We start from the raw sequence: 11566 nt of genomic DNA, 5'->3' as shown, positions 1-11566 counted from the left end.
AGAGGAATATCATACGGGGGCGATGAGGGTTAAGTTCTTGGGGACTTTGCCACCCGATTCATTCGGCACTGGGTGGGGGTTAAAGAAAGACCTTGAAGGAGCATCCCCTCAAGGTCATTGAATTGGTTAATGTTATCGTTCAGTCAGTCCATTGATATGCCAATTACTCTTTCTTATGCTCAAACTAGCTTTCGACAAATCAGGTAAAAATGAAAGTGAATAATTTTCCGGCTTAAATTCATTAGGAGATAACTCAATTTCGGCTTCATGGTCACAAATAGCATAATCAAATTTCAGTATCGGGTAAATTTCCTCAATGAAATCGATTATACTGTTAGTTGCTTTTTCCAAAGTTTGCATTGAATAATTTGGCAACAATGTTTCTTCGTCTAATGATAAAAGAAGTCCCCAATAATCCTCATGTTTATCTATCTTTATTTCCGCACTTAAACGTGCGTACTGAAACAAATCAAAACATAGTTGAATTTGTCCGTAATAAGACATACTTATTTCCCCAAGCATTATGTCATTAATTAGTGGATTATTCAATTCAGTCCAATTATCACCATCCGCATCCTCGCAATATTTTACAAATTCAATTTGACTATTTCTTTCTTTCAATAAATCGAGTAACTTCTTAATCCTGTCCTCAATGTTCGATGAATCACTATAAACTAATCCAATGTTTATGTTACTTCCCAAGTGTCACCCTCCTCATTATTTTGTAAATAAAACCTGACCGTTGTTCGTATGGAATTCAACTTGAGCATCGCTAAACTTCCAACCGCCAACATAGTTACCATCCAAATCAGTATATGCCCCTAGTCCAGTATTCTTATCATAATAGACATATACATCATTTCCTCTATATTTGGATTTCCAAACATTTGATGCACCTTGAATATGTTTTTCTATTGCTTGTTGATATGACGCCCACCCGGCTTTGTTAGAGTTTCCGTTAATTCCAAAGTCTTTAGCATGTTTCCACTCATGCTGTAACTTTTGAGTCGTAAATGAAGTTACCGGAAGGCATTCAATATTATGAACCCAAATCCCTAAACTGCTTACAAAATACGTATGGAAATCGGCAACAGTAAAGTTATAGACCTTTACTTTCTCATCGTGATGTACAATTTCAATGTTGTCAATTTTTAGATGATTTCCGTTACTTTGTACTAACTCATCTCCCACCGTCAAATCAACAGCAAGTACCCAACCCTTGCCATCTACCCAAAATGGATGATTGTCAGTAGTCTCAATAATTTGATTACCCACCGATAACTTATAGGTAGTGTCTTTCTCATTACGATGAAGGGTAGTAACTTCCTTATAATCCTGTTCGCCTGTTACTTCATTCTTGGAAAGAACCTTATCTCCGACTTCAATGTCTTCGATATTTTTCTCCCCTTCGTCTGTCAAAACTTTGGTTCCCTTAACGAAGCAGTTGCAACCTCCTTTATTTGAATTCGAGCTCGTCAAACTTGAAAAAGTTTGTCCTAATGAGACAACGGCCGAAACTCCTCCCGTCACAATCATATTTCCCAATGGCACAGCTTCTACATATTCTTGATATTGTGACTTGGTCATAAACTGCCAAAAAGATTGTTTAGTCGTTTCATCATTTGATAGCCATATTATAGAACCATCTGCTCGATAATAACCACGCAAAACTCCATTTTTTATATATGGCATATCCTGAATAATTGCATCTGACATTTCATATTTTTGTGAAGTGCTTGAACAAGAACCAGCATGTGTATTATTACCATCCGCAGATACGCAATAATTCCCAGATGGGTCAGTATAAATTAACGGATTATTATGCACATACGTATACACATTCTGACTTAGCGGATTATCAATCTGTCCCTCATACGTATCCTCATTTATAAACCGTCCCATACTTGGATCATAATATCTGGCACGCTGGTAGTATAATCCGGTTTCAGAATCATAGGATTCTCCGGCATACTTAAAGGAGTTCGTTATTCCCTCTGTTTGGGAAATGATAGTCCCCCACTCATCATAGACATAGTTATTAACGATATTTCCGCTTGTATCAACGATCTGTATAACGTCACCGTGCCCATTGTACAAGTAGTAATAATCCTTGGTCTTCTTTCTGTCCTTTTTCACCAAAATCCGATCACCGCGGACAAAGTTAGCCTGTTCTACAAATTCACCGCTTACGATCTTCTCTTCGGAAATAACCTCTCCCTGAAAATTATAATTAACTTGAGTCTGTGTATTACCATTCGTCTTCATAAATCGCAAACCATCGGCATAATACTGGAAGCTGGTTGCAACCCCACCTTTGGTCACAGAGGTTAGCGTATTCTGTAAATCATAGTTATAGGTTATCTCTGTGTTGTCCAGGATGATTCCACCGGTATTGGACATAGTCTGCCGATTTCCTTGTAAATCGTAAGAATACGTAGTCACACTGCCATCAGGCCTGGAGATAGACAGTAAGCGATTCAACGCATCATAGGTATAGTTTGTCGTTTTCTTGGTACCGCCATTTCGCGACTCACTTACCGAAAGCTGATTGCCATTGTTATCATAACTATAGGTAAAGCTCGAAAGGACGTAGCTTCCTCTTTTATTGCTCAAGCTTTCTGTCCATCCCATAGCCATATTTCGAGTATACTCTGTCTTGAGTATACTGCCGCCCGCGAGCGTAGGATAGGTTATGGATTTCACCTGATTATTTGCCAGATACTCATATTGTACGTTGGATGATGCAGAACCATTTATTGTTGATGATCCGTCAGTTTGTACTTTTTCCAGTCTCTGATTGTTGTACTGATAGTTAGTGTAGAAAAGCATATAGCGGTCGCTGACCTGCTTCAGCCTTCCAACCACATCTACCTGATTTTCCATAAGTGCGGAATGTCCTCCGGCCACGGAGTAATTCGCACGCACTTGCCCCAGACTATCTACCGTGAGTGTTTGCGTCGCTGTAACTGCATTATTGGTACGCGCCTGTACTGTCTGCTTTCGTGGAGTTCCATCTCCGAATATCATACTGATTTCTTGAGTTTGCGCTACATTATTGATTTTACCACTAATAACACTCTTTTTTGGTTGACCGTATTCGTCATAGGTATAAGTAAAAGAACTTCCATTGCGGTCTGTCTTAACTTTCAATTGCCCTAAGTTGTTGTACATATAGCTTTCACTCTTTGAAGCACTATCCTGCTTTGTTGTTAACAAGCCAAGTTCATTATATTTTTTGGTATTGAGTGTTTGGGGCGATCCATTCTTTGCCTGGATGGTAACCTGTGATATCTTTCCGTTGCCGTCATAGCTATATCTGGTTGTTTAAATTTAATGCGTCCTTTACAGTGTTTAGCCGGCCTAAAGCATCATAAGCATAGCTGGTAGTAACCCCATCATCATTAAGTTTTTGATTAGGATCTGTGTATCCTGTTACATTTCCATAAAGATTATATTGATAATATTCGGTGATTTTTTTGGTGTTTGTCGGCCAGTCCTTATAGGTTGAGGCTGATATTTTATTACCCCAGGCAGTGTATCTGTGCACAGTAGAATCAGGCAGTCCAGTTAACCGGGGCGGTACGGTCATTGCCCGGCTTGTTGGACCGATGGGGAGGGCTTATACTCGACTATGCGTCTGTCCCTGCAAGGGACACAAAATTGAGCTATAAAGAGAGGTCATACATCATGTTTCAAGGGAAAACAAGGACCATTGCTTGGGCTGGTTTCGTGCTATACACAATCCTTACTCTATTTTTCTTATTTGTTGGCTTCAACCGCTCATCGGCTCTGCCGGAGACGGGCTTGCGGTATCATTTGGCATTTGACGGGATTTCGCTGAGGTTTCCGGGCGATGGTTTCTCGAATCTTTGGTTATTCAACCTGGGTAACTATCTGGCATTCGTACCGTTCGGGCTAGTGATTCCGCTACTGCTCCGCTGCCGGTTCCTGCCGTTTCTCTTGGTCTTCTTAGCGGCCATTACCGGGGTTGAGCTGATCCAGATGGTGACCCATTTGGGCTCGTTTGATATCAATGATATCGTCATTAATACGCTGGGTGCGACTGTCGGCTATGGCGCTCAGCGGCTGGTCCGCCGCGATCGTACGACGCCAAGAGGTTTACTCAAGCTCCTGTTCTCCGGAGCAGTCTTGACTGCGGCCGTCTATTCCGCAGTGAGTGGTCTCAATCATTATCTGGATTATGGCCGCGGTGAGATCATGGCACTGGACCAACTCCCCCTTGAGCACGGCGAAGTGAGGTGGGAATCAACACTCAACGGTTTCACTGCAGCGCAGGAGCGGATCGAACCGGCGGTCAATCTATACAGCCGTGATAATCCGAGAAGCCACGAGTTCTCAGTGCGCCTTGGTGGACAGTTCAAAGAGTTTTCCGGTAATCTGGCCGTCCCTGACGACGTTATAAATGCGGCGAGCAGCGGCAGCAGCCGTGTCATTATCAGCGCCGACGGAGAAGAGATTTACTCCATGGATGTGAATATAGTACCGGGTGAGAATCAGCCGTTATCCTTCCGGGTGCCGCTTGAAGGCAAGCAGGAGTTGACGATTGCCGTCTTCAACGATGCAGCCGACCCTGAAACCAATGCGGTACTCTGGGATCTCACGCTTATAGAAGCCAATGCCGGCCAAAAGCTGATGGCCCGGATTCATCGGTTGCTGGCGGGGGATAGCGCGGCGGGCAAGGGTGAAGGTTAAGGCTCCAGCACACACTTTACTGAAATAAAGGATAGAGCGATAGTAGAATAATAAAAAGCGCAGCCCCCGGAACCCGGAAACCGCGCCATAATCGAATTTGTAAACATGCTGGTGAAGGGAATTGAACCCCCGGCCTACGCATTACGAGTGCGTTGCTCTACCCCTGAGCTACACCAGCCTGAAGCTTGGGATACCCGTCAAACAAAAAATATTATACAACTTTTGGCTTAAATCGCCAAGACTCTTTTATCCTGCGCTACACCTGACCGTCCTGCAGCTTCTGCTCGACCGACTGCAGCTTGCTGCGGCTTGTGGAAAGCTTGTCACGGCGGTCATCAATCTTGAGCGAAGTGGATACGCGCTGTGCCCCGGCATTGAACGGAGACTCGTGCAGCGCCTCTACAGCCGCCAAAATCCTGGATACCGGACCCTCGATAATCGTTCCCATGGAGGTCAGCTCAAAGGTAATTCCCTCCACCGTCTGCAGCACGCGCTGCATGTCAGCCACATAGCTGCTCAGACTGGTACTGCCTGTGCCGATCGGAATGACTGTAACTTCGCCAATTGCCATCGTTAGATCCCTCCTGACAAAAAATTGTGGCCTTTAACTACCTTCATTGTAGCAACTCCACAGTTCTGCCACAAATTTAGCCACAAAAAATTCATCATTCTCCCTCTATATAAACCCTGTCCACCGCTAAGCCGGTCTCTGTAAATCTAGTGTCAGAATCACTAGATTTATGGAGTCTTTGTGGCAGCTTTTCGGACAATTTATGAATCCTGCGGGCCCTATTTTAACCTCAGGCTGTGGATTACCTGTGGACTAGTTGTGGATCGCCTGTGAGTAAATGGGCTGAAGCCGCTCCCCGCGCGGCTTTGTAAATAATGGTTTACAAACACAATATATTGGGGTATTTTTATATTCATCAACCAAATATAGTGGAAGCAGGTGCTTTACTCTTCTTAGAAGAGTAGAAGCTTAATAGGGAAGCGCGGTGCAAATCCGCTGCGGTCCCGCCACTGTAACCGGATTGCCGGCCGGGAGAACACACCCTGTCAGGCACACCCACGGCATAGGCCACTGGAGGGCGGACAAGCCCCCGGGAAGGAGCCGCTGGATGAACCGGGAGCCAGGAGACCTGCCTGTTTCCGGGCACCATTATTGACCCCTGCGAGGAACAGGAGAGGTGTCCGTATGCGGCCTGCAGCAGCAGAATCAGCCTACCCGGATGACCGGGACATCAGGCTGCCGATACCTGAGGACGATAGTCCCTATTGCCTTCAGGTATCGGCTTCTGCAAAGGATAAGAAGGCAGATCATGCCCCTTCTCCTGACACCCAGACCTCTGGCAAATATCCGCTTTATACGGGTATTTAGAACGCATCCGGGCATTTTCCGCCTCCAAGGCGGGAGGTGCCTTTTTACTGGGCTCAGACAGACTACATATTGAGGATTAAATAGATTTAACGGACCACTATACCGAGAGGAGAGAGTTACATATGACGCTGCTGGAGAAACGGCACAATAGCGGACAAGCTGCACAGGAGGTTCTTCTGAATGAATTAATACATTTAGGCCGGGACATTATCGACAGCGCCGATCTGGATCTGCTGCGTGAGAATGCGAACCTGAACGGAGAAAGCTTTTCCGGCAAAATGAGTAAATTCGGCAGTGAATATTCCAAATGGTATGCCCGCAATTTCACCATGCCGCCGCAGCTCGTACAGGCAACGCTCGATAATGTCGTTTATGTCCATGACCTGGACCAATACGCTATCGGAACAACCAACTGCATCTTCATTCCGTTCGAGCGCCTGCTGCGCGAGGGCTTTAACACCGGCAACGGCAGCGTCCGTCCTCCTAACTCGATTATGACGGCAATGTCGCTGGTGGCGATTATCTTCCAGTCCCAGCAGAATGCCCAGTACGGCGGCGTATCCGCCAACAAAATCGACTTCGACCTCGCGCCATATGTGACCAAATCCTTCGCCAAGCTGTTCCGTAAGGGTCTTGGCTACTTTGAGGAAGGTGAGGCAAGCGAAATCGCCGGAGACATCACGATGAGCCGCAGTGATCTGGCTGAGCAGTATCCGCGCTCCTTCCGTTTCGCACAGAAAGAGACCGAGATCGAAACGCTGCAGGCTGCAGAGAGCATGATCCACAACCTGAATACGATGTCCAGCCGCTCGGGCGGACAGATTCCTTTTACCAGCATCAACTACGGCACCTGCACTTCACCGGAAGGCCAATTGGTTATCAGCTCCCTGCTGACCGCAACGATGAACGGGCTGGGCAGCGGTGAAACACCGGTGTTCCCGATCCAGATATTCAAATGCAAGCAGGGCGTTAACCAGCAGCAGGGTGATCCGAACTATGAGCTGTTCCTGAAGGCGGCAGAATGCTCGGCCCGCAGACTGTATCCGAACTTCGCCAACCTGGATGCACCGCTCAATCTGCAGTACTATGATCCGGCTGATCCGGATACAGAATTCGCAACCATGGGCTGCCGCACGCGGGTGCTCGGTGACCGTTTTGGACGCAATCACTGCTCCGGCAAGGGCAACCTGTCCTTTAACACACTGAACCTGGTCCGCCTCGGGCTGGCCCACGGCACGATTACCGGACGCCGACTGGCTGCTGATGAAGAAGGCTTTTACGATGACCTTAACCACTATATGGACATTGCGCTGGAGGGCCTGCTGCACCGTTTCCGCATCCAGGCTGCCCAGAAGGCCAAAGCCTCCGATTTCATGATGCGTGAGGGTGTGTGGGAAGGCGGCGAGGCACTCGGTCCTGACGAGCTCGTCGGTGACCTGCTGAAGCACGGCAGCCTGTCCATCGGCTTCATTGGGATGGCAGAATGCATGAAGGCGATGTATGGCAAGCATCACGGTGAGGACATGGAGGTTCATGCCAAAGCGCTGGCCATCGTCCGTCACATGCGTGAATACTGCGACCGCAAGAGCGAAGAGCTGGATCTGAACATTACACTGTTTGCTACACCGGCTGAAGGCCTGTCCGGCAAGTTCACGAAGGTGGACCGCAAGGTACTCGGCTCTATCCCGGGCGTAACGGACCGTGAATACTATACGAACTCGTTCCATATCCCTGTATACCATGAGCTTGGCGCAGCCCAGAAGATCAGTCTGGAAGCCCCGTTCCATGAATACTGCAACGCCGGTGCCATCTCCTATGTGGAGCTGAACGGGAATGCACGGAGCAACCCGGCGGCTTTTGTCAAAATCATCAAATACGCGCTGGAGCAGCAAATCAGCTATTTCAGCATCAACCACCCGATTGACCGCTGCTCCGGCTGCGGCTATGAAGGGGTAATCGGCACCAACTGCCCGTCCTGCGGTGCCCATGAGCATGACACCCATATCCGCCGGCTGCGCCGGGTAACCGGATATCTGACCGGCGATTACCAGACCCGCTTCAATGCCGCCAAGCAGGCTGAAGTGAGAGACCGCATCAAGCACCTATGAATATCTGCGGCTACTACCCGGAGTCTATTAATGAAGGAGAAGGCATGCGGGCGGTCATTTTCTTAAGCGGCTGCCGTCACCGCTGCCCGGGCTGCTTCAACCCGAAGACCTGGAACTTCAATTTTGGCGAACCGTTCACACTGGAGCGGCAGCATGAGATTATTGCCGAAATGGCTGCCAACCCGCTGCTGGACGGATTGACACTGGCGGGCGGCGATCCTTTTTTCTCGGCTGATGAGGCCTGCGGCTTTCTCCGTGAGCTCCGGACCGTGCTGCCCGACTTCCCGGTATGGATTTATACCGGCTACACCTATGAGGAGCTCACCGCTGCCCCCGGCTCACCGGAGTGGAACCTGCTGGCCATGTGCCAGGTTGTCATCGACGGCCGCTTCGTCGAAGAGCTTAAGGACACCACGCTCCCTTACCGGGGCAGCAGCAACCAGCGGATCATTGATATCCCGGCCAGCCTTGCGGGCAGCGAGGTTGTACATTGGCAGCCAGCAGTGCTGTAAGCTTCATAAGAGGCTGATCCCTATTCAAACCGGAGCTTGGGAAGGTTAATCTTCTCACTTTGGCCGCAGCATTTTGCTGGCAGGATAAGCACTCTGTTGTATTTTGTACACATACAAAAAGCTCAAAAGCCCCGTACCGCCGGATTTCCGGCAGTGCGGGGCTTTGCTGTAGCAGCAGCTGTATCTCAGCAGCTTCAATAACTAAACGGTTTTACGCGCAGCCTTCGCCGCAGTCTCTTCAGCCAGCTCTTCAAGCACACTGTTGAGGCGCAGCTTGAGCTCGTCGGCCAGCTCGACGACACCCTGGTCGTTGCGCACCGCCTGGGAATCAACAGCATAGACGCCGCCCAGAATATGGCGGGCACCCAATACCGACAGTACAGGCTTGAGCGCATAGTCAATCGCCAGCAGATGCGCAAGGCTGCCGCCCATAAAGAGCGGGAGTGCGATTTTGCCGGCCAGGCCTTTTTGCGGGACCAGATCAAGAAAGGTTTTTAGCACACCTGTGTAGGAAGCTTTATATACCGGACTGACAACAATAACGGCATCCGCTTCGGCTACGAGCCCGTTGGCTTTGACAATGGCTTCACTCTCGAACTTCGTATGAATCAGGTCCTCTGCCGGAAGCTCGGCAACATTAATCCGTTCCACTTCAAAACCGCGCCTGCGCAGATCCGCCTCTGCATATTCAATGACCGCGTTAATCCGCGATACCAGGGAAGGCGTTCCGTTAATTACAACTATTTTGGCCACATCTGCACCTCTTCCGCTATGGTTTATAAGAATATATGCCGCTCAGCGCGGTCTAAAATACTTTAAATTATTAATAATCCTATCAAAAAGGACGGAATATTGTCAAACCTCAAAGTACGCTTCAAAAAGCCCGTTTTTCATCCTATCGCTTGCGTGTGCCTGTTTTCTGGGATATAATGAGCGGCAAACCTATATTGCAATCCTGCCAATGACCGGCATCCAACCGTGAGGCGTCTGCGACCGGAGCAGTTTCCTTGTTCCCTAAGTTTACCGGGTTTCGCCCGTTACCGCGAAGACCAAAGAGGACCGAACCTCCTGCAAGCCTGTATTTCCGCAAGTTCGGTCAACCTGGGTGGCACCGCGAGCTGACGCTCCTCGTCCCATGGATGAGGGCGTTTTTTGTATTTTTTTAAGACAAAAGGAGCGAATGCGGTATGCTGGACATGAACTGGATCAGGGAAAATCAAGAGCTTGTGAGAAATACGGCACTTTGGAAAAGAGTCGATCTCGCGCTGGATGAATTGCTGGAATGGGACGACAAGCGGCGTGTGCTGCGCCGTGATACCGAGCAGCACCGTGCGGAGCGCAACACGCTGACCAAGGAGATCGAACAGCTGCTGCGCCGGGGCGAGCATGCTGCCGGTGAGCAGATCAAGGAGCAGGTTCGGGCGATTAATAGCCTGCTCGGAACACTGGAAGCGGACCTGGCGGAGGCCGAGCGCCGCTGCGGTGAACTGCAGCTGCTCGTCCCCAATCCCGTATCGGCCGACACGCCGATCGGCAAGGACGACAGCGAGAATGTGGAGCTGCGCCGCAGCGGAACGCTGCCGGAGTTCGGCTTCGCCCCGCGCGATCATGTAGAGCTGGGCGAGCTGCACGGCATCCTCGACATTCCGCGCGGCGTCAAAGCCGGCGGTCCGCGCAGCTATGTGCTGAAAGGCGCGGGGCTCGATCTCCATCTCGCCGTGCAGCGGCTGGCCCTGGATGTACTGACCGGGCGCGGCTTCACGGCGATGGATGTGCCGGTTATTGTCCGTCCGGAGGCGCTGGAGCGAACCGGGTTTTTCCCCGGCGGCCGGGATCAGACCTATGAGCTGAACGGCGAAAACCGCTGGCTGGCCGGCACCTCAGAGGTATCGCTGGTCTCGCTGTACAGCGATGAGACCGTGGAGCTTGACGAGCCCATGCGGCTGGCCGGTATGTCAACCTGCTTCCGCCGCGAGGTCGGTTCGGCTGGACGCGATGTGCGCGGCCTGTATCGGGTTCATCAGTTCTCGAAGATTGAGCAGGTTGTATTCTGCCGAAACGAACCGGAGGTTTCGGAGCAGATGCTTCAGGAGATTCTAGCCAACGCCGAGCATATTCTGCAGCTGCTGGAGCTGCCTTACCGTATCGTCGCGGTCTGCAGCGGTGACATGGCGCTCAAGACGCACAAGCAATACGATGTGGAGACCTGGATGCCCAGCCGGGATGCCTTCGGCGAGACCCACTCGGCCTCGAACCTGCATGACTTCCAGGCCCGGCGCTCGAACATCCGCTACCGCGATGAGCACGGCCGCCTGCAATACTGCCATACGCTGAATAACACTGCCGTAGCTACACCGCGTATATTGATCCCGCTGCTGGAGAACCACCAACAGGAGGACGGGTCGATCTATATTCCGGTGGCATTGCGGAAATATATGAACGGGCTGGAACGGCTGGAAGCACCTCAGGTGTAGCAGCTTGTAGCAGCGTTATAAGCTGGCTTATAGCCGCTCTGGCACACAGCACAATACCTTCAGTTACCCATACAAAAGCAGCAGAGAGCGTTCCATATTACGCTACCCTGCTGCTTTTCCCCTTTAGCAGACATAACTGCACTTTGTACATTTAAAAAACCTGTGCCCCCTTCACTTCTTAATTTAGCTGCACTTTGATGCCGAAGCAGATTTCTCATGCTTTTAGCTGTACATAATACAGTTATCCGGCCCAGCCACCGAGCCCGGAGCGGAATGTTCGATCGTCCCCTAAACACAAAGGCCAAACAAACATCACATGCTGCTTTATATATTTTACGTATACATAACATTACTTTCACACAATTACTGGCTTCATTTTAA

10 protein-coding genes, 1 tRNA gene and 1 riboswitch are annotated in these 11566 nt (G+C 49.7%); of the genes, 5 read left to right on the top strand and 6 right to left on the bottom strand.

Annotated features, from left to right (window positions below; translation table 11 throughout):
- Positions 1–132 precede the first annotated feature (132 nt).
- The 3 genes from AWJ19_RS11155 to AWJ19_RS36470 form a co-directional block, all read right to left on the bottom strand.
- The gene (locus tag AWJ19_RS11155; protein ID WP_068723723.1) at positions 133–702 is read right to left on the bottom strand and encodes an Imm64 family immunity protein; all 570 of its coding nucleotides are present in this window, start codon (positions 700–702) and stop codon (positions 133–135) included.
- A gap of 15 nt (positions 703–717) precedes the next feature.
- Positions 718–3171, bottom strand: coding sequence for a polymorphic toxin-type HINT domain-containing protein (locus AWJ19_RS36475; protein ID WP_068723721.1), 2454 nt, complete (start codon positions 3169–3171; stop codon positions 718–720).
- Positions 3172–3310: 139 nt separating this feature from the next.
- Positions 3311–3589: an RHS repeat domain-containing protein gene (locus tag AWJ19_RS36470; protein WP_241781692.1), complete on the bottom strand. Its 279-nt coding sequence runs from the start codon at positions 3587–3589 to the stop codon at positions 3311–3313.
- A gap of 98 nt (positions 3590–3687) precedes the next feature.
- Here AWJ19_RS36470 and AWJ19_RS11145 point away from each other — a divergent pair, with 98 nt between their 5' ends.
- Positions 3688–4713, top strand: a complete 1026-nt coding sequence (locus AWJ19_RS11145) for a VanZ family protein (RefSeq protein ID WP_068723719.1) — start codon at positions 3688–3690, stop codon at positions 4711–4713.
- A 106-nt stretch (positions 4714–4819) separates the two neighbouring features.
- Here the strand turns inward: AWJ19_RS11145 and AWJ19_RS11140 are convergent.
- A tRNA-Thr gene (locus AWJ19_RS11140) sits at positions 4820–4891 on the bottom strand.
- A gap of 78 nt (positions 4892–4969) precedes the next feature.
- Positions 4970–5284 (bottom strand): MTH1187 family thiamine-binding protein, encoded by a 315-nt coding sequence (locus AWJ19_RS11135; protein WP_068723717.1) that lies wholly within the window; start codon positions 5282–5284, stop codon positions 4970–4972.
- 359 nt (positions 5285–5643) lie between these two features.
- A riboswitch (cobalamin riboswitch) is annotated at positions 5644–5875 on the top strand.
- Between the two features lie 33 nt (positions 5876–5908).
- On the opposite strand from AWJ19_RS11135, the gene AWJ19_RS11130 reads away from it, so the two are divergent.
- The 3 genes from AWJ19_RS11130 (at position 5909) to nrdG (ending at position 8711) form a co-directional block, all read left to right on the top strand.
- A complete protein-coding gene (locus tag AWJ19_RS11130; RefSeq protein ID WP_068723716.1) occupies positions 5909–6091 on the top strand; it encodes a hypothetical protein in 183 nt (60 codons plus the stop codon).
- A gap of 122 nt (positions 6092–6213) precedes the next feature.
- Entirely contained in the window at positions 6214–8199 is a 1986-nt protein-coding gene (locus AWJ19_RS11125) for an anaerobic ribonucleoside triphosphate reductase (protein ID WP_068723714.1), read from the top strand.
- Positions 8196–8711 (top strand): anaerobic ribonucleoside-triphosphate reductase activating protein, encoded by a 516-nt coding sequence (gene nrdG / locus AWJ19_RS11120; protein WP_068723712.1) that lies wholly within the window; start codon positions 8196–8198, stop codon positions 8709–8711. The genes AWJ19_RS11125 and nrdG overlap by 4 nt, the downstream gene beginning before the upstream one ends.
- Before the next feature lie 201 nt (positions 8712–8912).
- Here the strand turns inward: nrdG and ssuE are convergent, their stop codons facing one another.
- On the bottom strand, positions 8913–9464 hold the full coding sequence (gene ssuE / locus AWJ19_RS11115) for an NADPH-dependent FMN reductase (RefSeq protein ID WP_068723711.1): 552 nt from the start codon (positions 9462–9464) through the stop codon (positions 8913–8915).
- Between the two features lie 434 nt (positions 9465–9898).
- On the opposite strand from ssuE, the gene serS reads away from it, so the two are divergent.
- Positions 9899–11185: a serine--tRNA ligase gene (serS, locus tag AWJ19_RS11110; protein ID WP_068723709.1), complete on the top strand. Its 1287-nt coding sequence runs from the start codon at positions 9899–9901 to the stop codon at positions 11183–11185.
- Positions 11186–11566 lie beyond the last annotated feature (381 nt).

Source organism: Paenibacillus sp. DMB5, from assembly GCF_001517085.1.
Taxonomy (GTDB): Bacteria; Bacillota; Bacilli; order Paenibacillales; family Paenibacillaceae; genus Paenibacillus_AQ.
This window is presented reverse-complemented; position numbering and strand designations above follow the sequence as displayed.